The following is a 20,984-nucleotide window of genomic DNA, read 5'->3' on the forward strand; positions in this document are numbered from 1 at the left end:
ATTCGGCGTCGCTGCGCGAACGTTGCCGCGCGAAGTTCGCCAAGCTGATCGGCAAGGCGTTGAAGTTGCCGGCGGGCGAGATCGATACCGCCACAGGGCTGGACCGTTACGGCATGGACTCGATCCTGGTGCTGGAACTGACCAATGCCTTGCGTGCCGCGTTCGAGGAACTGGGCATCGAGGACCGGGTCTCCTCGACGCTGTTCTTCGAGCATTCGACCATCGATGCGCTGGTCGATCACTTCGTCGCCACCGAAGCCGACGCGATGGCACGCTGGACCGGGGCGGAGACGCGCGTTGCGCCGCCGTCTCGCCGGCATCCGCTGCTGCAGACCGCCGACCTCGCAGCGGGCCGCTTCGGCAGCCGCTTCGACGGCACCGAGTTCTTCCTCGCCGACCACCGCGTACAAGGACGCCGCGTACTGCCCGGCGTGGCCCAGCTGGAAATGGCCCGTGCCGCCATGCAGGAAGCGATACCCGCTGCCCCAGGCATTCGCCTCGGCAAGGTCACCTGGGTCCGGCCGGCGGTGGCGGACGACAGCGGACTATCGCTGCAGCTTGCGCTGACGCCGGAGCCCGATGGCGCTTTCCGTTTCGAACTGCGCGGCGATGGCGGCGCCATCCACAGCCAGGGCATCGCCTCGGCGGCCGCGCCAGCGGCGGACCGGCATGATCTCGCTGCGCTGCGTGCCCGCTGCACGGCGGCGCAGTTCGGCCACGCGCATTGCTACGCGATCTTCGAAAGCAAAGGACTGCAGTACGGGCCGGCGTTCCGTGGCATCGACGAGCTGTTCGTGGGCGCCGGCGAAGTGCTGGCGAAGATCGCCCTGCCGCCCGCGGTTGCCGCCGCGCTGCCCGACTACGTGCTGCATCCGAGCCTGCTGGATGCCGCCCTGCAGTCTTCGCTGGGCATGCATCTGGCGGCGCACGGCGAAGCCGGGATCGCGCTGGCCTTGCCGTTCGCCGTCGATGCCGTGCAGTCGTACGCACCATGCAGCGCGGATATGTGGGCCTTCGTGCGCCACGCCGCCGGCGCGGCCGCCGGCGGCGACATCCGCCAACTCGATATCGATCTGTGCGACGCGGGCGGCAAGGTTTGCGTCCGCATCGAAAAACTCAGCCTGCGCACCGTCCATCTCAAGCCGACACCTCCGCTGTCACGTGAAACGAACCACGAACGGAACTCACCCGCTATGAACGATTCCAAGGACTTCACCTCGCACCACGGCTACGCCAACGACACGCAGCCGGCCAGCGCCGCGCTGCGCGACAAGAGCATCCTGCAGTTCCGCAAGCTGATCAGCCGGCGCCTGTCGCTGCCGCTGGAGGCGATCGGGGCGGGGGTGGGCTTCGACGAATACGGCCTGGACTCGATCATCGTGATGGAGCTGACCGAGGCGCTGCGCCAGGTGTTCGGCGCGGAGCACATCGGGGCGACGCTGTTCTTCGAGCATCACGATATCGAAGGCCTGGTCGAGCATTTCCTGCGCACCGATCCGGCGGCTCTGGCGCGCTGGGCGGGGCTTGCCGCCGCGGCGCCGGTGGCGCCGCCGGCCATCACGGTTCACGACCAGGGTGCAGTGGCTCGCGAGGTGCAGCCGGTGCAAGCGACGATTCCCACCGTGCCGGCCGCGGTGGCGCCGTTCGAAGTGGCGATCGTCGGCCTGTCGGGCCGCTATCCGGGCGCGAACGACGTCCACCAGTACTGGGACAACCTCGCCGCCGGGCGCCATAGCGTGAGCGAAGTGCCGCCGGAGCGCTGGGCGCACGGCCGTTTCTTCGACGAGCGCAAGGGCCAGGCCGGCAAGACCTATACGCGCTGGGCCGGGTTGCTGGACGACGTGCAGGGTTTCGACCGCCTGTTCTTCAACATCGCACCGAGCGAAGCGCGCCTGATGAGCCCGCAGGAGCGGCTGTTCATGCAGGAGGTGCATGCGAGCATCGAGGACGCGGGCTATACCGCCGCGGGGCTCAGCGCGCAGCGCAAGGTCGGCGTGTTCGTCGGCGTCACCAACGAGCATTACGCCACCGGTGCGCGCTTCTGGTCGATCGCCAACCGCATTTCGCACCTGTGCAACTTCCAGGGGCCGAGCCTGGCGGTGGATACCGCCTGCTCGTCTGCGCTGACCGCGATCCATCTCGCGCTGGAAAGCCTGCGCAGCGGCGACAGCGAAGTGGCGATCGCCGGTGGCGTGAACCTGATCGTCGCGCCGACCCAGCTGATCGACCTGGCCTCGATGACGATGCTGTCCGCCGACGACAAGTGCAGATCCTTCGCCGCCGGCGCCGACGGCTTCGTCGACGCCGAAGCGGTGGGCGCGCTGGTGCTCAAGCCGCTGCATCGCGCGGTGGCCGATGGCGACCATATCTATGGCGTGATCAAGGGCAGCGCGATCAACTCGGGCGGCAAGACCAACGCTTACCTGGTGCCGAACCCGAACATGCAGGCACAGCTGGTGAGCGACGCACTGCGCCGCGCCGGCATCGATGCGCGCACCGTCAGCTATGTGGAAGCACAGGGTACCGGTAGCCACCTGGGCGATCCGATCGAAGTGGCCGGCCTGGCCAGGGCGTTCCGCCAGTGGACGCAGGACCGGCAGTTCTGCGCGCTGGGTTCGGCCAAGTCGAACCTGGGCCATAGCGAAAGCGCGAGCGGTTTCGTCGCGGTGAGCAAGGTGCTGATGCAGATGAAGCACGGCATGCTGGCGCCGAGCCTGCATGCGGCCACGCCGAATCCGGAGATCCGTTTCGCCGATACGCCGTTCTTCGTGCAGCAGGCGCTGGCGCCGTGGTCGCGGCCGCAGCTGGAGATCGACGGCCGTCGCCGCGAATTCCCGCGGCGCGCGGGCGTCTCCTCGTTTGGTGCGGGCGGCGCGAATGCGCATCTGGTGATCGAGGAGTACGTCGAGCCGGCGACGACGGTACGCGGCGGCTTGCATGGCCCGGCCATGATCGTGCTGTCGGCACGCGATCCCGAGCGCCTGAAGGCGCGCGCCGAACGCCTGCTGGCTGCGCTGGCCCCGGAGCGGCATGCCACCGATCTGACCCTGGCCGACATCGCCTACACCTTGCAGGTGGGGCGCGAGGCGATGGAGGAGCGAATCGCGCTGCTGGTGGAATCGCTGGACGAACTGCGCGCGAAGCTGACGGCGCTGGTCGCCGGCAGCAAGGACATCGATGATCTGTATGCGGGCCAGGCCAGGCGCAATGCGTTCTCGGCGCTCGCCGACGACGAGGACATGCAGGTCGCGGTGCAGGCCTGGGTGGCCAAGGGCAAGTACGGCAAATTGCTGGACCTGTGGGTGAAGGGCTTCGCGTTCGACTGGCAGGCGCTGTATGCCGGCGCCGCGCGGCCTCGCCGCGTCAGCCTGCCGAGCTATCCGTTCGCACGCGAAGCGTGCTGGACGGATGTGCGCTATCCGGATGCGCCCGAAGCGCTGCCGGCGATCGGCGCGGTGCGCACGGCCGTTGCCGCCACCGAACTACCGGCGACCGATGCCACCGGCACCATGATGCGCATCTGGTGCGAGCTGCTGGGCCGGCCATCGGTCGCGCTCGACGACGATTTCTTCGAACTCGGCGGCCAGTCCCTGCTGGCGACACGGCTGGCGTTGCGGATCCGCGATGAGTTCGGGGTGGACGTGCCGGTGAGCGCGATCCTGGAAGCACCGACGGTGGCCGCGCTGCTGGCGTGGGTGGCGGCCGCCGCGCCGTCGACGCCATGGCGCGACGTTCCGGCCAATGCCGCGCCTGCGCCGGTCGTCGTGCGGGAAGAGAGTTATCCGCTGTCGTTCGCGCAGCAGCGGCTGTGGTTCCTCGACCAGCTCGAAGGCTATAGCCCGACCTACAACATTCCCGCTGCGGTACGCCTGAAGGGCCGGCTGGATACTGCCGCGCTGGAAGGCGCGCTCAACGACGTGGCGCTGCGCCACGATGCACTGCGCGCGCGCTTCGGCAGCGCCGACGGCATGCCGGTGCAGTACATCGCCGAGCGCCTGGAGCTGGCCTTGCAGCTGCACGACCTGCGCGGCCGCGCGCCGCAGGAAAGCGCGACGCAGACGCGCCAGCTGATGCTGGACGAGGCGAGCACGCCGTTCGACCTGCACGATGGCCCGCTGGTGCGCGGCCGCCTGCTGCGGCTGGCCGACGACGAACACCTGCTGCTGCTGACCATGCACCACATCGTCTCCGACGGCTGGTCGATGGGCATCCTGGTGCGCGAGCTCGGCTCGCTGTACGCCAGCCGTGCGTTCGGTGCGCCGGTGGAGCTGCCGGTGCTGCCGATGCGCTATGTCGACTTCGCGCGCTGGCAGCGCGAATGGCTGAGCGGCGAGGTGCTGGAACGGCAGTTGGGTTATTGGAGGAAGCAGCTGGCCGGCGCGCCGACCTTGCTGACCTTGCCGACCGATCGCCCGCGTCCGTCCACCCAGGGCCAGGCCGGCGCCGCGCTGGCCTATGCGCTGCCGGCCGAGCTGAGCGCGAAGCTGCAGGTGCTGAGCCGCAAGGCGCAGGGCACCTTGTTCATGACGCTGTGCGCCGCCTTCAACGTGCTGCTGGCGCGTTACTCCGGGCAGAGCGATATCTGCATCGGCACGCCGATCGCCAACCGCAATCGCAGCGAGATCGAGGACCTGATCGGCTTCTTCGTCAACACCCTGGTGCTGCGCAACCAGGTCGACCTGCATGCCGGCTTCACCGACCTGCTCAAGCAGGTACGCGCTTCCACGCTGGACGCCTATGCCCACCAGGACGTGCAGTTCGAGCAGTTGGTCGGCGCGGTGCAGCCGGAGCGGCATACCAGCTATTCGCCGCTGTTCCAGGTGATGCTGGTGCTGCAGAACTCGCCGCTGAACCTGGCGCTGCCAGGGCTGGAACTGGAACTGGTGCCGCACGAGACGGTGACCGCCAAGTTCGATCTCACGCTGACCTTCAGCGAAGGCCCGCAAGGCCTGTTCGGCAGCTTCGAGTACAACACCGACCTGTTCGACCGCGCGACCATCGAGCGCATGGGCGTGCATTTCACCCATCTGCTGCAGGCGATCGTGGCGGAGCCGGAGCGGCCGTTGGGCGAGCTGTCGATGCTGGGCGAAGCCGAGCACAGGCATCTGGTCTACGGCTTCAACGACACCGCGAAGGTCTATCCGCGTGTGACGCCGGAAACGCATACGCTGCACCAGTTGTTCGAGGCGCAGGTGAAGCGCACGCCGGACCAGGCGGCCGTGGTGTACGCAAACACTACGCTGACTTACGCCGAGCTCAACGCGCAAGCCAATCGCCTGGCCCGGCATCTGCGCCAGCTTGGCGTCGGGCCGGACGTGCTGGTGGGGCTGTGCACCGAGCGCTCGATCGAGATGATCGTGGGCCTGTACGCGATCGAGAAGGCCGGCGGCGCCTACGTGCCGCTGGACCCGAGCTATCCGGCCGAGCGCCTCGCCACCATCGTGGAGGATGCGGCGCCCGCCGCGATCCTCACCCAGAGCCATCTGCGCCACGCCGCGCCGGCGCTACCCGGCCTGCCGGTGCTGTGCATCGATGGCGACGCCGCGATCTGGGCGGCCGAGGATGCGGGCGATCCCGTCAATGCCACCCAGCCGGGGCATCTGGCCTATGTGATCTACACCTCCGGTTCGACCGGCAAGCCGAAGGGCGTGGGCATCGACCATCGCGGCATCGTCAACCGCCTGCAATGGATGCAGGAGGCGTATCCGCTGACGGCCGCCGACCGCGTGCTGCAGAAGACGCCTTTCAGCTTCGACGTCTCGGTGTGGGAGTTCTTCTGGCCGCTGCTGGAAGGCGCCACCCTGGTGGTGGCCAAGCCGGGCGGCCATCAGGACGTGGCCTACCTGGCCGGTCTGATCGATGCCGAACGGATCACCACCACCCACTTCGTGCCGCCGATGCTCGAAGTGTTCCTCAACGAAGTGGAGCCCGGCAGCGGGCGTTCGCTGCGCCAGGTGATGTGCAGCGGCCAGGCCCTGCCGCTGGATCTGCAGCAGCGCTTCTTCGCCACCTGGGACCACGTGGAACTGCACAATCTGTATGGCCCGACCGAAGCCTCGGTCGACGTCACCTATTGGCAGTGCCGCCAGGACAGTCCGCTGAACTGCGTGCCGATCGGCAAGCCGATCGCCAATATCCAGATCCATATCCTGGACGACTTCTTCAATCCGGTGCCGGTGGGCGTGGTGGGCCATCTATACATCGCCGGTGTCGGCCTGGCCCGCGGTTACGTCAACCGGCCGGATCTCACCGCGCAGACCTTTATCCCCAATCCGTTCAGCGCCACGCCCGGCGCGCGCATGTACCTGTCGGGCGACCTGGCGCGCTATCTGCCGGACGGCACCATCGAGTACCTGGGCCGCAGCGACCATCAGGTGAAGATCCGCGGCCTGCGCATCGAGCTGGGCGAGATCGAATCGACGCTGGCGGCACTGGATGCGGTGCGCGACGTGGTGGTGCTGGCGCGGCCGGACGAGCGCGGCGTGCAGCGCCTGGTGGCCTACCTGGTGGCGCATGACGGCCAGGTGCTGCCCGACCCGGCGGTGCTGCGCCGGACCCTGGCGCAGAGCTTGCCCGACTACATGGTGCCGGAGTACTTCGTGGCGCTGGCGGTGATGCCGCTGACCTCCAACGGCAAGGTCGACCGCAAGACGCTGCCGGCGCCGGAGATGGCGCAGGGCGAAGCCGAGCACGTCGCTCCGCGTACGGCGATGGAGAAGGCGATCGCCGCGGTGTGGTCGGAGTTGCTGAAGGTGGAGAAGGTCGGGCTGACCGACGACTTCTTCGAACTGGGCGGCCATTCGCTGCTGGCGACGCAGCTGGTCTCGCAGCTGCGCAAGCGGCACGTGGCCGAGATCGAGCTGCGCGACCTGTTCTCGCACGCCACGCTGGGTGCGCTGGCGGCCTTCGTCGATACGCGCAAGCAGGGCGGCCTGCATCCGAACCTGGTACCGATCCGCGCGAAGGGCGCGGCCGCGCCGCTGTTCCTGATCCATCCGATCGGCGGCGGCGTGCAGTACGCGTTCGACCTGGCGCAGCACCTGGATGCCAACCAGCCGGTGTATGGCCTGGCGGTGAGCGGGACGCTGCACCAGAGCATCGATGCCATGGCCACGGCGTATCTGGATGCCATCCGCGAAGTGCGGCCGTCCGGGCCTTACCTGCTGGCCGGCTGGTCGCTGGGCGGCATGGTGGCGTACGAGATTGCCCACCGGCTGTTGGCGGCGGGCGAGGACGTGCAGTTCGTCGGCATGATCGATACCAGCGCTCCATCGATGCGCGCGAAGGAGCGCGATGGACATCCGATCAAGCACGATGCCTGCCGCGCGCTGCTGAACTGGGTGCTCGACCTGAACCTGGCCGGCGACTGGCGCCGCCATCCCGGCTATCCCGAATTGATGGCGCGTGCGCAGCGCGGCGATCTGGACGGCATGATCGCGCTGTGCATGGGCGCGGGGCTGGTGCCTCCCGGCCTGGACGCGGACGAGGTGAAGCAGACGGTGGCCCTGTATGAAGCCTGCGGCCGCGCGGCCGACGACTATCGGCCGCCTGCCGCGCAGTTGCCGGTGACCTACTTCGCCGCCGATCGCCGCGAGGGCGAGGATGTCGCGCTGGGTTGGCGCGAGGTGCTGGGCCGGCAGTTGGAGGTATCGCGGATCGGCGGTTCGCACCTGTCGATCGTGTCGGCGCCGCTCAATGAAAAGCTGGCACGCGACATCTCGACGCGGATCGGCCGCTACACGCCTAATCTCTCCTTCACGGCTGCCAATCCGTGAGTGACCCACAGGGGAATGCCATGAACGACGCCGCCGCCGCGGACACTATCGGCCTGGCCACGGAAGCGCCGGCCGAACTTCGCTATACCCGCCGCATCGAGGATCTGCCGAGCCCGAAGGGGCAGCCCTTCGTCGGCAATGCGCTGCAGTTGAGCGGCCGCCAGATGCACCAGAAGTTCAGTGCCTGGGTGCGCGAGTACGGGCCGATGTTCCGCTTGCAGGTGTTCGGCCACACTCTCGTGATCGTTTCCGATGCCGCGACCGCGCATGGCGTGATGCGCGAGCGCCCCGATGGCTTTCGCCGCAACGGCGGCCTGAAGACGATCATGAACGAGCTGCATATCGGCGGCGTGTTCACCGCCGAGGGTGCGGCGTGGCGCAAGCAGCGCAAGCTGGTGATGAGCGGGCTCAATGCCGAGGTGATCCGCAACTTCTTCCCGAAGATGGTCACCCTGACCGAGCGCATGCTCGAACGCTGGAAGAAGGCGGTGAGCGAAGGCCGTCCCGTCGACCTGCGCCGCGACCTGAAGGCAATGGCGCTGGACACCATCGTCGGCATCGCCATGGGCCACGATATCGACGCGGTAAACCAGGACGGCGATCCGCTGCAACGCGATATCGACAATATGTTCCAGCGCCTGGGCCAGCGCACCACGGCAGCGTTCCCGTACTGGCGTTATTTCAAGCTGCCGGTGGATCGCGCGGCGGAGCGTTCGTTCGCCGATATCGAAACGCGGGTGCGGGAGTTCATCCGCGGCACGCGCGAGCGCATGGAGCGGCAGCGCGAGCAGCAGCGCAAGCCGGCCAACATGCTGGAGGCGATGATTGCGGCGAGCGAGGATCCGGAGTCCGAGTTCACCGACGAGGAGCTGGTGGCCAATGCCATCCTCAGCGTGATCGGCGGCGAGGACACCACCGCCAACTCGATCGGCTGGATGCTGTGCCTGCTGGCACACAACCCGGCGGCGGCCGCGGCGCTGGCGGCGGAAGCGGACCAGGTGCTGGGCGCTGCGCCGCTGCCGCGCGAGTGGGAGCAGATGAAGGCGTTCCACTATCTGGAGGCGGCGCACAGCGAGACGCAGCGATTGAAGGCGGTGGCGCCATACCTGGGCTTGACCGCCAATGCCGACTGCGTGGTTGCCGATACGCTGATCCCGAAGAACACCGCGATTATCGTGGCCACGTCGGGCGAGGGCTACGACGAGGCGCAGTTCCCGGGGCCCGAGCGGTTCCGGCCGGAACGGTGGGTGGCGGAGCTGCGCGACGCCGGCGAGGAGGACCCCAGCCGCAAGCTGTTCCCGTTCGGCGGCGGTGCGCGCCTGTGTCCGGGGCGGTTCCTGGCGCTGACCGAGATCAAGGTGGTGGTCTCCATGATCATGCGCAACTTCGAACTGGAGCCCGACCCCACGGCGCCGCCGGCGAAGGAGTTGCTGAATTTCTTCATGGCGCCGAGCTCGGTGCCGGTGCGCCTGAAACTGCGGGTGCCGCCGGCGGGAGGCGTGGCTTGAACGCCATCGCCTCCACGGCGGGTTCGTCCGCGTCGAACCTCGGGATCGCCCGGCGCATCCTGAAGGTGTCGCTGCCCTTGATGGGTTCGATGATCGGCAACCTGATCATGATGCTGGTCGACCGGATCTGCCTGGCGCGGTATTCGGCGGACACGCTCGCCGCATCCGGTCCGGCGGTGTACACGGCGATGGCGATCGTCGGTTTCTTCGTGGCGGTAGTGGGCTTCTCGCGTTCCTGCGTGGCGCAGGCCTATGGCCGTTCGGGGCATGCGGATGCAGCCTGGCAGGCGGCGATCGGGGTGGTGGTCGGCGTGGTGTTCGCCGTGCTGCTGTGGCTGCTGGCGCCGCTGATGGCGTGGATTCCGGAGCTGAGCGAGCGGCCGCCGAACCTGACCCGGCTGGAATCGCAGTTCCTGTATTGGTCGGCGTATTTCGGCGCGGCGATGACCTTCAACATGGCGCTGTCGTCGTACTTCAACGGCATCGGCAAGACGCGCATCACCCTGGTGGCGGGACTGGTCGGGCAGGCGGTGGGCATCATGGCGACGATCGGACTGGTGTTCGGCCGCTTCGGCCTGCCGGAGCTGGGCATGCGCGGCTCGGCACTGGGTACGCTGGCCGGCACGCTGGCGATCACGCTGATCTACGTGGCGTACATGCCCAGGGAGGTGTGGAGCGACGTGCGGCGGCTGCTGGCGGCGCGTGGGCTGCATCGCGGCGATCTGATGCCGCGCATCAGGAAAGGTATCGCGCTGGGCGTGACGGCGGGCATCGGCAACTTCGGCAATGCGGCGTTTATCTGGATCATCGCGGGGCTGGGCGCGATTGCGCTGGCGGCCAATAACGTCAACCTCACGGTGAGCTATATCGGCGTGATTCCGCTGCTGGGCTTAGGGATCGGCTGCAGCGTGCTATGCGGGAACGCGCTGGGGCAGGGCGAGTTCGAACAGGTGCCGCGGATCATGCTGGTGACGCTGGGCATCGAGCTGCTGTATGTGGCGTTTACGGCTTATCTGCAGATCGTCACGCCGAGCGTGTTGCTCGATCCGTTCGGGCTGGCCGACAAGCCCGACGAGATTCGTCACGCGGCGGTAGCCACCTCGAAGGTGTTGTGGACGTATTCGCTGGCCTTCGCGTTCTCGATGACGGGACAGGCGGTGCTGGAGGCGTTTGGTCTGACCCGGTTCTTGTTCGCGGTGCGCTTTGTGATGATGTGGGTGTTGAGCATTCCGACCATTTACCTGATCACGCTGGGTCACGTGGGCGATCCGGAATATCTGCCGACCGCGTGGGTGATCGGTTCGTCGTTCGAGGCGGGTATCGGCATCCTGTATTTCTGGCGGATCTGGGTGGCGGTAAGGCGGCGGCAGAATGAGATTGTGTTGAGGCCGCAGGTGGAGGCGTAGGTTGGGGTGAGCGTAGCGAACCCCAACGTGGCGGTGATGGTGCGAGGTTTGTTGGGGTTCGCCTTTGGCTCACCCCAACCTACGCCGGTGCTCGGCGACAAGGAGGAGGGCATGCCGCAATTGCAGTGCTTGTCGCTTGCGCGACATCCAGGGAACCTGCCCGATGCCTTTCTGCTGGCGTTCGACGCTAACGAGAGTGAAGTCGCGCGCTTCAACCTCCATGGCATCGCCTGCCCGTCGTCCGTAGCGCGCAGCGTGCCCAAGCGCAGGGCGGAATATCTCGCCGGACGGCGTGCCGCAATGGCAGCGCTCGCGGACGCTGGCGCTGATCTAGTCGATCTGGCTATCGGGCCATCGCGCGCACCGGTCTGGCCGGCGGGATTCATCGGCAGCATCACTCACGCAGCGGGCATCGCGGCGGCCGTGGCGCTGCGCGACGGTGCTCTGCGCGGCGTCGGGATCGATCTGGAGCGCATCGCCACGGCCGGAGCGCTGGATGCGATCGCACGCTCGGTGGTCGATGCTGCGGAGCGCAGCGTACTCGACGAACTCGCGCGCCGGTTCGGCGAGCCGATGGCGCTGACCGTCGCCTTCTCGGCCAAGGAAAGCTTCTACAAAGCCACCGCGGCCACCGTCGGGCGCGTGTTCGATTTCAGCGCGCTTAAGCTCGTAAATTTGAATGAAGAAATGATCGTGGCGGAAACGCCGGAGCCGTTGGCCGCGGCACTGCCGAAAGGCATGCGCTTCGAGCTGGGTTACTCGCTGCTCGACGAAACTACCGTCATCACGAGCTGTGCGTGGAAGCGCTGACCGCGCTCAGTGCATCCAATGCATCAGCGGCAGCAGCCACAGCGACAGCGAACCCAGCGCGCCGCCGATGGCGGTGGCGGCGATCACGTCGCTCGGATAGTGCAGGCCGAGGATCACCCGCGAAGCACCCACCAGCGCGGTGAAGGTCAGCAGCAGCGGCGCCAGCAGCGGATACCAGGCCAGCGCGACGACGGTGAAGCTCACCGCCTGCAGGGTATGGCCGGAGGGGAAGCTGAATTCGTCCAGCGGCGGCACGTGGGCGATCACCCCGGGGCAGGCGCGGAACGGGCGCGGGCGGCGCGTCCAGCGCTTGAGCACGCGGTACAGCAGCAAAGCGGTGAGGCCGGTGATCGCCATCTGCGCGGCGGCGGCGAGGCCGCGGCGGCCGTCGAACAGGGCCAGCGCCAGCATCAGCGAATACCAGAACACCCCGTCGCCAAGGCGGCTGACCAGGCCGAAGAACACGCCGACCGCGCGGCGCGCGCCCCAGTGATTGGCGGCGACGCAGATGCGCCGGTCGATCGCCAGGCGCGGTCCGTTGGAAAGTTCAGGCGTGTGCAGCGGCGGCAGCGTGCTCATCGCGATGCTCCTTGGCCAGTTCACGCAACAGGGATTCGAATTCGCGGATCACCGCATCGGGCGAGAGGTTGGCGATGCTGGCCTGCGCCGCGCGGCCCATATGGCGGATCAGGCTGGCGTTGGCGGTCAGCGTGCAGGCGGCCTCGATAAAGGCGCGCTCGTTGCCGGCCTCGATGCGGAAGCCGTTGACGCCGGAGAACAGGTGCTCGCGTGCAGCGCCTTCCTCGTAGGCCACCACCGGCAGGCCGGCGGCCAGCGCTTCGAGAATCACGTTGCCGAAGGTTTCGCTGAGGCTGGGGAAGGAGAACACGTCGGCGCTGGCGTAGTGGCGGGCAAGCGCCTCGCCGCGCTGCACGCCGGCGAAGATGAAGTCCGGATTGGCCGCCTGCAGCGCCGCGCGCGAGGGGCCGTCGCCGACCCACACATAGCGCGCCTTGGGCACTTCGCGCTGGATCGCGCGGAAGCTGCGCACGGCGAGGTCGAGGTTCTTTTCCGCCGCGATGCGGCCGACATAGAGCACCACCGGCGTATTGCCATCCACGCCCCAGGAGGCACGCAGCGCGGCATCGCGATAGCTGGGATTGAACAGCTGCGTGTCCACCGCGCGGCGCAGCAGGCGTACCGAGTCCACGCCCAGCTCCGCCAGTTCGCGCGCCAGCGCGTCGGTGGGCACCAGGGTGGCGGCGGCGCGGCAGTGGAAGCGGCGCAGGTAGCCGCGCACGATCGGGGTCAGGAAGCCGACGCCGTAGTGGTTGGCATAGGTATCGAAGCGGGTATGGAAGCCGGTGGCGGCGGGGATGCCCAGCGCCTTGGCCGCGCGCACCGCCGACCAGCCCAGCGGGCCTTCGGTGGCGACGTAGATGGCGTCGGGGCGCAGCCGCGTCCAGCGCTCGCGCAGGTTGCGGCCGGCCGGCAGGCCGAAGCGCAGGCCGGGATAGCGCGGCAGGTTGGCGCCGCGCATTTCGACGGGAAAGATGCCGGGTTCGTCGTGGAACGGTTCGGCCTGGCGCGGCCGGGTCAGTTCGACCGTGTGGCCGCGAGCGGCGAGGCCGGCGGCGAGGCTGTGCACGGTCAGTGCAACCCCATTGATTTCCGGCGGATACGTCTCAGTGACAATGCCGATGCGCATGGCGATACCTGTGCTGGCCCGGCATAGATTCGTCCTGCGGCGTTGCGGGGGCGTGGCGCGTTCATGACGCCAGCGTTACGACTAGTCCTAGGTACGCGTCGGTGCGGCGCTTTCCCGATGACGATGCGCTTACACTGGCGGCCCCCTTCATGCCAAGGAGATCCCACGATGAAGCGCATGCTGTTCGCTCTGGCCCTGGCCTCGACCGCCGCTGCCGCGATTGCCGCCGACGCCCCCGGCCTGCCGGTCACCAAGGCGCCCGCCGGTGCCGAGGTCTACATCATCAGTCCGAAGGACGGCGCCAGCGTCGGCCAGGAATTCACCGTCACGTTCGGCCTGAAGGGCATGGGCGTGGCCCCCGCCGGAGTGAAGAAGGAAGGCACCGGCCATCACCATCTGTTGATCGACGTGAAGGACCTGCCGGCCGCCGGTCAGGTGATTCCGAAGGACGAAACCCACCTGCATTTCGGTAACGGCCAGACCGAGACCACGCTGAAGCTCAAGCCCGGTACGCATACGCTGCAGCTGGAGCTGGGCGACGAGAACCACATTCCGTTCGATCCGGCGGTGGTCTCGAAGAAGATCACCGTGCATGTGAAGTAAGGCCACGGCTGACACGCCCGGCGTAGGTTGGGGTGAGCCAAAGGCGAACCCCAACGTTGCAGCACACGCATCGCACGAATGTTGGGGTTCGCCTTTGGCTCACCCCAACCTACGCCACAGGTTTTGCCTCAGCGCCCGAAGAACATCGCCACGCCGAGGCCGGCCTCCCAGCTCGGCGCATGGCCGCCGAGGCGGTGGCGCAGCCAGCTGTCGAACTGCAGGTTGGCCAGCGGCTGCCAGACCAGGCCGGTGCCGGCCTCGCTGCCGAAACCTTGGCTCCCGTCGTGCTGGACCGAGGCTTCCAGATAGGTGCCGAACTGCGGATTGAACTGGTAGCCGATGCTGGGCGCGAACTGCACGCTGTCCTTGCCGCCGCTGCGCTGCCATTGCGCGTAATAGCCGAAGGCGAGCTTGCCGCCGGTCTGCTGGGTGACGTCCAGGCCCAGGGTGTAGGCGGGGTGGTCGTTGCGGAAGGCGCGCGCGCCGTCGGTGAATTCCGCCGTGCCGAGCAGGCCCCAGGACCACACCTCGCCGATCACCGGCACCCACTTCAGGCCCAGCGTGGTGTCGCCGCGGCCGTGCACGGAGGCCTGTCCGGTCTGGCGCAGGCGGTTGTACGGCGTGCTGCCGAGCTGCAGCTCGGTGCCGCCGCCCATGCCCAGGCGCAGCAGGCTGTCATAGGTATAGAGGTCGCTGGTCGCGCCGGCGCTGCGCTGGCGGTTCCAGTCGGGCAGGCCCTGTTCGTAGCCGAACTGGCCGGCATGCAGCGGATTGGTGGCGAAGCCCCAGCCGGGGCGGTCGAAGCCGGGCGCGTCGTCCGCCAGGGCGGTTGCGGCGCAACAGGCCAGCAAGGCCGGCAGCAGGGCGCGGTGCCAACGGCCGATTCGGCTAAAATCCATCGCTTCGCTCCATCCATTCCAAGAAGATCCAATGACCGTCCGCACCCGCTTCGCCCCCAGTCCCACCGGTTTCCTGCACATCGGCGGCGCCCGCACCGCGCTTTATTGCTGGCTGGAAGCGCGCCGCCGCGGCGGCCAGTTCGTGCTGCGCATCGAGGATACCGACCGCGAGCGCTCCACGCAGGAAGCCGTGCAGGCGATCCTGGACGGCATGCGCTGGCTGGGCCTGGTCCACGACGAGGGCCCGGTCTACCAGACCCATCGCCTGGAGCGCTACCGGCAGGTGGCCGACGAGCTGCTCAAGGCCGGCAAGGCGTACTACGCCTACGAGAGCAAGGAAGAGATCGAGCAGATGCGCGAGGCTGCTATGGCCCGCGGCGAGAAGCCGCGCTACAACGGCTATTACCGCGAGCGCAACGAGCCGTACCGCGACGATCCCAACCGGGTGATCCGCTTCAAGAACCCGCTGGAAGGCTCGGTGGTGTTCGAGGACAAGGTGAAGGGCCGGGTGGAGTGGGCCAATGCGGAACTGGACGACCTGGTGATCTTCCGCTCCGACGGCTGGCCGACCTACAACTTCGCGGTGGTGGTCGACGATATCGACATGGGCATCACTGAGGTGATCCGCGGCGACGACCACGTCAACAACACGCCGCGCCAGATCAATATCTACAAGGCGCTGGACAAGCCGGTGCCGGAGTTCGCGCACCTGCCGATGATCCTCGGTCCCGACGGCCAGAAGCTGAGCAAGCGCCACGGCGCGGTGAGCGTGATGCAGTACCGCGACGACGGCTTCCTGCCGCACGCGCTGCTCAACTACCTGGTGCGCCTGGGCTGGTCGCATGGCGACCAGGAGATCTTCTCCGGGCAGGAGATGGTCGCGCTGTTCGATATCGGCGACGTCAACAAGGCGGCCTCGCGCTTCGACGTGACCAAGCTCTCCTGGCTCAACCAGCATTACCTGAAGACCGACGAGCCGCAGGCGATCGCGCCGGAGTTCGAGCACCAGCTGCAACTGGCCGGCATCGACTACAGCAAGGGCCCGGCGCCGGCCGAGGTGATCGTGGCGCTGCGCGACCGCGTGCAGACGCTGAAGGAAATGGCCGAGCGCGCGAAGATCTGGTACGGCCCGATCGTCGAATGGGACGAGAAGGCGGTGGTCAAGCACCTGCAGAACGACAGCGCCATCGCGGTGCTGGACGAAGCGAAGGCGCTGTTCGCCGCGTGCGAGTGGAAACCCGAAGCGATCCACCTGGTGGTGGAGCAGATCGCGGCCAGGCTGGAGCTGGGCATGGGCAAGATCGCCCAGCCGCTGCGCGTGGCGATGACCGGCACCCAGGTGTCGCCGTCGATCGACCACACCGTGTATCTGACCGGCCGCGAGGAAGCGCTGCGGCGCATCGACCACGCCATCGCGCGCGCGCGCGGCTAAGGCGCGGCGGCCGCCGTGGACGAGCTGCTCGCCAGGGCCACCCAGGGCGTGGACATGGATGCGCCGGACGCGAGCTGGCACATCTTCTGGAACATCATGTCGATGGTGCCGTGGGCGCCGATGTTCTGGTGGTCGCTGCTGTTCGTGGCGGTCGGCGCACTGCTGGGCTGGTGGCGCGGACGGCTATGGGAAGGCGTGGTGTGGGCGGCGGTGCTGGGGCCGTTCGGCTGGGTGGCGATCCTGCTGCGGCCGCGGCGGATGCTGCCGCCACCGTTGCCGCCCGGCCGCCGGCGGCCCTGAACGGGCTCTTACCTGAGCCGGTGTATGATCGCGCCCCGAGGTGAATCCATGAGCCACTCCGCTACCGACAAGCCGCATGACCATCACCACCACGACGATGCCAAGGGCTTCGTGCGTGCGGTGGAACATGCCAGCGAGGAACGCGGGCTGCGCCTGACCCCGCTGCGCAAGGAAGTGCTGGAACTGGTTGCCGCCGCAGGCAAGCCGGTGAAGGCCTACGACCTGCTCGACCACCTGCGCGAGCGTCACGGCAATGCGGCACCGCCCACGGTTTACCGCGCGCTCGACTTCCTGCTCGAGCACGGCTTCATCCACAAGCTGGAATCGATCAACGCCTTCGTCTCCTGCCACCATCCGGCGGAAGCGCACCAGGTGCCGTTCCTGATCTGCGACGTGTGCTCCAGCGCCCAGGAAGTGTGCGACGAGCGCGTGGCCGAACTGATCGAAGCGCAGGCCAAGGCCTTCGGCTTCCGCCCGCAGGCGCAGACGCTGGAAGTGCACGGCATCTGCAAGAACTGCCGCAAGGGCTGAGGCCCGCTTTCTCGTTCGGATAAAAGGCGGGGCGCGATGCATTGCGCATCGCGCCCCTTGGTTTCGGCCGCGCCTGGGGGAGAGGGGGGCGGCGCGACCGAGAACGCGGTGGTGCTTTAGAAGAAGGCGCGCACGCCCATCGATACGCTGCGGCCGGGCAGCAGCACCTGGTCCTTGAACAGCGACGTCGCCAGGCGGCCCTTGCGGTTGGTGAGGTTGCTGCCGTCGAGGAAGGCTTCCCACTGGCTGCTCTCGCCGTTGTGGAAAGTCCACGCGGCATGGGCGTTCACCAGGGTGTAGCCGGCGGTGCGCGTTTCGAAGGCGGCGGTGTGGTCCTGCGCGAAGTAGCGCACGGCGCCGACGCTGGCGCGCAGGTCATCGCGGCTCCAGCTCAGCTGGCCGCCGAGGCGTCCGGCCGGAATGCGCGGCAGATTGCCGCCGCCGTGTTCCAGGTCGGCGCGCACGGTGTCGCCATAGGCGCGGAAATCCCAGGCGCCGCTGCTGTTGCGGGCGAGGTGGAAGGTGGCTTCGGCTTCGGCGCCGCGGAACCTGGCGTCGCGCTGCGACCAGGTGCGCACCGGCATGCCGTCTTCGACTTCGCCGGTATCGGCCAGGTAGATGAAGTCGTGATAGCGGTTGCTGTAGACCGCGACTTTGCCTTCGACGAAGTCGCCGTGGTAATGCAGCGCCAGTTCGGCCTGGTTGGCGGTTTCCTCTTTCAGCTTGGCGTCGCCGATCTCGAAACTGTTGGATGCGGCGTGCGGGCCGTGGGCGAACAGCTCCTCCTCGGCCGGCGCGCGCTGTGCGCGATCGAGATTGAGGCTGAGGTGCCAGCGCTCGGTGAAGCGCCACGATGCGCCGGCGGAGAAGCTGGACGGGGAAAACGTGCGGCGCGGCTGGTCGTCCGGGGTGACGGTGTGGCGGTCGGTGCGCGCGCCGAGTTCCAGCTTCACCGGGCCGAACTGGCGCTGCTCGGTGAGGAACAGGCCCCAGGCCTTGGTCGTGGTGGGCGGCACGAAGGTTTCTTCGCCGACGGCGGAGAAGTCGCGATGGATGTACTGCAGGCCGAAGGCGCCTTCCCAGCCGGCCAGCGGTTCGTGGGTGAACAGCAGGCGGCCTTCGTTGGCCTTGGTCTTGAAGGTGGTGCCGGCGGCTTCGCCTTCGTATTCCACGTGCTGGTAGTCGTTGTGGCCGAAGCTCACTTCCGCTTTGGCGATGCCGGGCAACGGATGGTTGAAGCCGCCCTTCATGTCGTAACGGGTCTGTTCGAGCTTGATATGTACGGGCGGCTCGCCTTTCTCGGCGTCGCCCGGTTCGGCGGGGCTGCCATACTGGTCGAGATAGCGCGAGACCGAGAGGCCGAAATAGCCCCAGTCGCCGAGCAGCGAAGCGCCGGCCGCACCGGAGGTGGTCTTCACCTGGCTGTTGGCCTGAGTGCCGCCGGGGATGTCGTAATTGCCGTCGTCGCGGCGCATGCCGTCGACATGCAGGGCGAACTGCTGATTGCCGGCGTCGGCGCGGAACACGCCGGTCTTGCCTTCGGTGCCGGTGTCGTAGCGGCCTTCGGCACGTCCGCTGAAACCTTTCTGCGGCGCGGCCATGGGGATGCGGCCATCGACCACGTTCACCACGCCGCCGATGGCGCCGGACCCGTAGAGCAGGGTGGACGGGCCTTTCAGCACTTCGATCTGGTCGGCCAGGAACGGCTCGACCGAGGTGGCGTGGTCCTGGCTGATGTTGGATACGTCCTGCGAGCCCAGGCCGTTTTCCAGCACCGCGACGCGCGGGCCGTCCATGCCGCGGATCACCGGGCGGCCGACCGCCTTGCCCAGGCCGGTGGTCTGCACGCCGGGGATCGCGGAGACCGTCTCGCCGAGGGTGCCGGCCTTGACCTCGTCCAGCGCGGAGCCGGCCAGCACGGCCACCGGGGCGACGATCTGGTCGGCCTGCTGGCCCAGCGGCACGGCGTTGACGGTGATCGCGTCGAGATTCTTGGCCTTGGCCTTGTGGTCGTCCTTGTCCGCCGCGATATCGGTGCGTTCTTCGGCAGCGTGCAGCGGCGGGGCGATAGCGCCCAGGCTGGCGGCGAGGGCGATGGCGAGGATGGTTTTGCGCATGGGAGGTGCTGCTCCTGGGGGAGTGGATTCCTGTATTGTTATAAAGTAACATCAACTCCCGTTGCCCAGGCAAGAAGTCACGCTTGACGCATTTTTTTACGAGTCGACCGATGGACCAGGACCGCAAAACCCGTTGGTGGCGCATCGCCGATCGCATTGGCGCGACGGCTTCGTTCCTGTGCGCGATCCACTGCGCCGCGCTGCCGTTCGTGCTGGCCTTGCTGCCGCTGCTCGGCCTCGGCTTTCTCGCCGATCACCGTTTCGAGCGCGCCTTCGTGCTGTTCGCCTGCGTGCTGGCGCTGGTCAGCCTGCTCAGCGGCTATCGCCGCCATCGCCGCGTACTGCCGTTGCGGCTGGCCCTGCCGGGACTGGCCCTGCTGGTGCTCGGCGTCACCGTGGCGGAGGGCTATTCGATCGGCGTGCACAGTGTGCTGGTCACCTGCGGTGGCCTGCTCGTCGCGGCCGCGCACTTCATCAACCTGCGCGCGGACCGCGAGCAGGGGCATGTGCACAGCGTGGATTGCGCGCATTGATGCGGCGTCGTGATTGTGTAACGGCGAGTGCGCTTTCTAGCATTCGCGTATGAGTCATACGCACGACCACTCCCACGATCATGGCGATCATGCGCACGCGCATGGCGCACACGATGACGCGCGCGCCGGCAAGGGCTTGAACGCCCGCGAGCGCAAGCTCGCCTTCGCCTTCGTGCTCACCACCTTGATGATGATCGCCGAGGCCTTCGGCGGCCTGTGGTCAGGCTCGCTGGCCTTGCTGGCCGACGCCGGCCACATGCTGGTGGATGCGCTGGCCTTGCTGCTCGCCGTACTCGGCGCATGGATGGCGCGCCGCCCCGCGGATGCGCGGCGCAGCTACGGCTATGGACGCGTGGAAGTGCTGGCCGGTTTCCTCAATGCGCTGACCCAGTTCGCGCTGGTGGCGTTCATCGCGTATGAGGCGATCGAGCGCCTGTTCACGCCCACGCCGATTCTCTCCGGCGTGATGTTTATCGTGGCGCTGGTCGGCCTGCTGGTGAACGTGGTGGTCCTGCGCACGCTGCATGGCCATGACCATGACGACGTGAACGTGGCCGGCGCGGCGCTGCACGTGCTGGGCGACCTGCTCGGTTCGGTGGCCGCGGTGCTCGCTGCATTGGCGGTGCGCTGGATGGGCTGGCTGTGGGCCGACCCGGTGCTGTCGCTGCTGGTGTCCTTGCTGATCCTCAACAGCGCCTGGCATTTGTTGCGCCGCTCGGCGCACATCCTGCTGGAGGGCGTGCCGGAAGGACTGGACACCGGCGAGATCGAGACCGCGCTGCGCGAGGCCGATGCTTCGATCAGCAACGTGCATCACCTGCATGTATGGCAGCTCGCTTCCGGCTCGCGCATGGCTACGGTGCATGCGCAGTTGCATGACGAGGGCGAGGGCGCCAGCGCCGTTGCCGCGATCAACCGCGTGCTCGGCGAACGCTTCGGCATCCGGCATGTGACGGTGCAGATCGATCCCGGTCCGTGTCCGGATCACAGCCAAGACTGCGCCTCCGGGCAACGCCGGCACTGAGCTGGCTGGCGTCCGGCGCCTATTGCGCTTTGGGCCGCCACTGATACGATGATCGGCCGTTCAACCTACGTCGAATCAAGCTCGACCAACCAAGGAGTTCCCCATGGGCAAGGGCGATCGCAAGACCCGTCGCGGCAAGACCAACCGTGGCAGCTACGGCAATACTCGCGTGCATGGCGCGCAGCCGGCCGTGGTTGGCACGAAGGAGACCGTGACCAAGCCGGCCGCCGCCAAGAAGGCCGCGCCGGTAAAGAAGAAGTCGGCCTGAGAATAGGCCGGTCTCGATACCGGCCCATCTCGATAAGGGACTCGTCCTGGTCGAAAAACCCCGCTACGGC

15 protein-coding genes (1 of these 15 running past the window's edge) are annotated in these 20,984 nt (G+C 67.7%); 11 read left to right on the plus strand and 4 right to left on the minus strand.

Annotated features, from left to right (window positions below):
• The 4 genes from AB4083_RS01615 to AB4083_RS01630 all read left to right on the plus strand — a co-directional run.
• Window positions 1–7,775, plus strand: partial view of an amino acid adenylation domain-containing protein gene (locus AB4083_RS01615; protein WP_441606007.1) — the 3' end only. 24,073 nt of this gene lie to the left of the window's left edge; only the last 7,775 of its 31,848 coding nucleotides appear in the window; the start codon falls outside the window, past its left edge; the stop codon is at window positions 7,773–7,775.
• A 20-nt stretch (window positions 7,776–7,795) separates the two neighbouring features.
• Window positions 7,796–9,283, plus strand: a complete 1,488-nt coding sequence (locus AB4083_RS01620; protein WP_441606008.1) for a cytochrome P450 — start codon at window positions 7,796–7,798, stop codon at window positions 9,281–9,283.
• The gene (locus AB4083_RS01625; RefSeq protein ID WP_441606009.1) at window positions 9,280–10,689 is read left to right on the plus strand and encodes an MATE family efflux transporter; all 1,410 of its coding nucleotides are present in this window, start codon (window positions 9,280–9,282) and stop codon (window positions 10,687–10,689) included. Before AB4083_RS01620 ends, AB4083_RS01625 begins: the two co-directional genes overlap by 4 nt.
• A 111-nt stretch (window positions 10,690–10,800) precedes the next feature.
• On the plus strand, window positions 10,801–11,499 hold the full coding sequence (locus tag AB4083_RS01630) for a 4'-phosphopantetheinyl transferase family protein (protein WP_441606010.1): 699 nt from the start codon (window positions 10,801–10,803) through the stop codon (window positions 11,497–11,499).
• Window positions 11,500–11,505: 6 nt separating this feature from the next.
• Here AB4083_RS01630 and AB4083_RS01635 read toward each other — a convergent pair whose 3' ends face one another.
• Window positions 11,506–12,078 carry a phosphatase PAP2 family protein gene (locus AB4083_RS01635; RefSeq protein WP_441606011.1) on the minus strand — a complete coding sequence of 191 codons (573 nt, stop codon included), beginning with the start codon at window positions 12,076–12,078 and terminating at the stop codon, window positions 11,506–11,508.
• A complete protein-coding gene (locus tag AB4083_RS01640; protein WP_441606012.1) occupies window positions 12,047–13,207 on the minus strand; it encodes a glycosyltransferase family 4 protein in 1,161 nt (386 codons plus the stop codon). Before AB4083_RS01640 ends, AB4083_RS01635 begins: the two co-directional genes overlap by 32 nt.
• A 168-nt stretch (window positions 13,208–13,375) precedes the next feature.
• Here AB4083_RS01640 and AB4083_RS01645 point away from each other — a divergent pair, with 168 nt between their 5' ends.
• Window positions 13,376–13,810, plus strand: a complete 435-nt coding sequence (locus AB4083_RS01645; protein WP_441606013.1) for a DUF4399 domain-containing protein — start codon at window positions 13,376–13,378, stop codon at window positions 13,808–13,810.
• Between the two features lie 128 nt (window positions 13,811–13,938).
• Here AB4083_RS01645 and AB4083_RS01650 read toward each other — a convergent pair whose 3' ends face one another.
• The gene (locus AB4083_RS01650; protein WP_441606014.1) at window positions 13,939–14,709 is read right to left on the minus strand and encodes a transporter; all 771 of its coding nucleotides are present in this window, start codon (window positions 14,707–14,709) and stop codon (window positions 13,939–13,941) included.
• Between the two features lie 31 nt (window positions 14,710–14,740).
• Here AB4083_RS01650 and gltX point away from each other — a divergent pair, with 31 nt between their 5' ends.
• The 3 genes from gltX to AB4083_RS01665 are packed head-to-tail and all read left to right on the plus strand — an operon-like array spanning window position 14,741 to window position 16,972.
• Entirely contained in the window at window positions 14,741–16,141 is a 1,401-nt protein-coding gene (gltX, locus tag AB4083_RS01655; RefSeq protein WP_441606016.1) for a glutamate--tRNA ligase, read from the plus strand.
• Between the two features lie 15 nt (window positions 16,142–16,156).
• Window positions 16,157–16,441, plus strand: coding sequence for a hypothetical protein (locus AB4083_RS01660; protein ID WP_441606017.1), 285 nt, complete (start codon window positions 16,157–16,159; stop codon window positions 16,439–16,441).
• A gap of 48 nt (window positions 16,442–16,489) precedes the next feature.
• Window positions 16,490–16,972, plus strand: a complete 483-nt coding sequence (locus AB4083_RS01665) for a transcriptional repressor (RefSeq protein ID WP_441606018.1) — start codon at window positions 16,490–16,492, stop codon at window positions 16,970–16,972.
• Between the two features lie 116 nt (window positions 16,973–17,088).
• Here AB4083_RS01665 and AB4083_RS01670 read toward each other — a convergent pair whose 3' ends face one another.
• Window positions 17,089–19,089 carry a TonB-dependent receptor domain-containing protein gene (locus AB4083_RS01670; RefSeq protein WP_441606019.1) on the minus strand — a complete coding sequence of 667 codons (2,001 nt, stop codon included), beginning with the start codon at window positions 19,087–19,089 and terminating at the stop codon, window positions 17,089–17,091.
• A gap of 110 nt (window positions 19,090–19,199) precedes the next feature.
• On the opposite strand from AB4083_RS01670, the gene AB4083_RS01675 reads away from it, so the two are divergent.
• The 3 genes from AB4083_RS01675 (at window position 19,200) to AB4083_RS01685 (ending at window position 20,914) form a co-directional block, all read left to right on the plus strand.
• Entirely contained in the window at window positions 19,200–19,622 is a 423-nt protein-coding gene (locus AB4083_RS01675) for a MerC domain-containing protein (RefSeq protein WP_441606020.1), read from the plus strand.
• A 49-nt stretch (window positions 19,623–19,671) separates the two neighbouring features.
• Window positions 19,672–20,646: a cation diffusion facilitator family transporter gene (locus tag AB4083_RS01680; protein ID WP_441606021.1), complete on the plus strand. Its 975-nt coding sequence runs from the start codon at window positions 19,672–19,674 to the stop codon at window positions 20,644–20,646.
• Window positions 20,647–20,749: 103 nt separating this feature from the next.
• On the plus strand, window positions 20,750–20,914 hold the full coding sequence (locus tag AB4083_RS01685; protein ID WP_441606022.1) for a 30S ribosomal protein THX: 165 nt from the start codon (window positions 20,750–20,752) through the stop codon (window positions 20,912–20,914).
• Window positions 20,915–20,984: the final 70 nt, after the last annotated feature.

The sequence above is a fragment of the Dyella sp. 2RAB6 genome, from assembly GCF_052115385.1.
Taxonomy (GTDB): domain Bacteria; phylum Pseudomonadota; class Gammaproteobacteria; order Xanthomonadales; family Rhodanobacteraceae; genus Dyella_D.

What these genes read in the sequence shown, in the direction of transcription:
- AB4083_RS01620 (WP_441606008.1), top strand. Translation starts at nt 7,796, where the DNA reads ATGAACGACGCCGCCGCCGCGGACACTATCGGCCTGGCCACGGAAGCG.
- AB4083_RS01630 (WP_441606010.1), top strand. Translation starts at nt 10,801, where the DNA reads ATGCCGCAATTGCAGTGCTTGTCGCTTGCGCGACATCCAGGGAACCTG.
- AB4083_RS01635 (WP_441606011.1), bottom strand. Translation starts at nt 12,078, where the DNA reads ATGAGCACGCTGCCGCCGCTGCACACGCCTGAACTTTCCAACGGACCG.
- AB4083_RS01640 (WP_441606012.1), bottom strand. Translation starts at nt 13,207, where the DNA reads ATGCGCATCGGCATTGTCACTGAGACGTATCCGCCGGAAATCAATGGG.
- AB4083_RS01645 (WP_441606013.1), top strand. Translation starts at nt 13,376, where the DNA reads ATGAAGCGCATGCTGTTCGCTCTGGCCCTGGCCTCGACCGCCGCTGCC.
- AB4083_RS01650 (WP_441606014.1), bottom strand. Translation starts at nt 14,709, where the DNA reads ATGGATTTTAGCCGAATCGGCCGTTGGCACCGCGCCCTGCTGCCGGCC.
- gltX (WP_441606016.1), top strand. Translation starts at nt 14,741, where the DNA reads ATGACCGTCCGCACCCGCTTCGCCCCCAGTCCCACCGGTTTCCTGCAC.
- AB4083_RS01665 (WP_441606018.1), top strand. Translation starts at nt 16,490, where the DNA reads ATGAGCCACTCCGCTACCGACAAGCCGCATGACCATCACCACCACGAC.
- AB4083_RS01670 (WP_441606019.1), bottom strand. Translation starts at nt 19,089, where the DNA reads ATGCGCAAAACCATCCTCGCCATCGCCCTCGCCGCCAGCCTGGGCGCT.
- AB4083_RS01675 (WP_441606020.1), top strand. Translation starts at nt 19,200, where the DNA reads ATGGACCAGGACCGCAAAACCCGTTGGTGGCGCATCGCCGATCGCATT.
- AB4083_RS01680 (WP_441606021.1), top strand. Translation starts at nt 19,672, where the DNA reads ATGAGTCATACGCACGACCACTCCCACGATCATGGCGATCATGCGCAC.
- AB4083_RS01685 (WP_441606022.1), top strand. Translation starts at nt 20,750, where the DNA reads ATGGGCAAGGGCGATCGCAAGACCCGTCGCGGCAAGACCAACCGTGGC.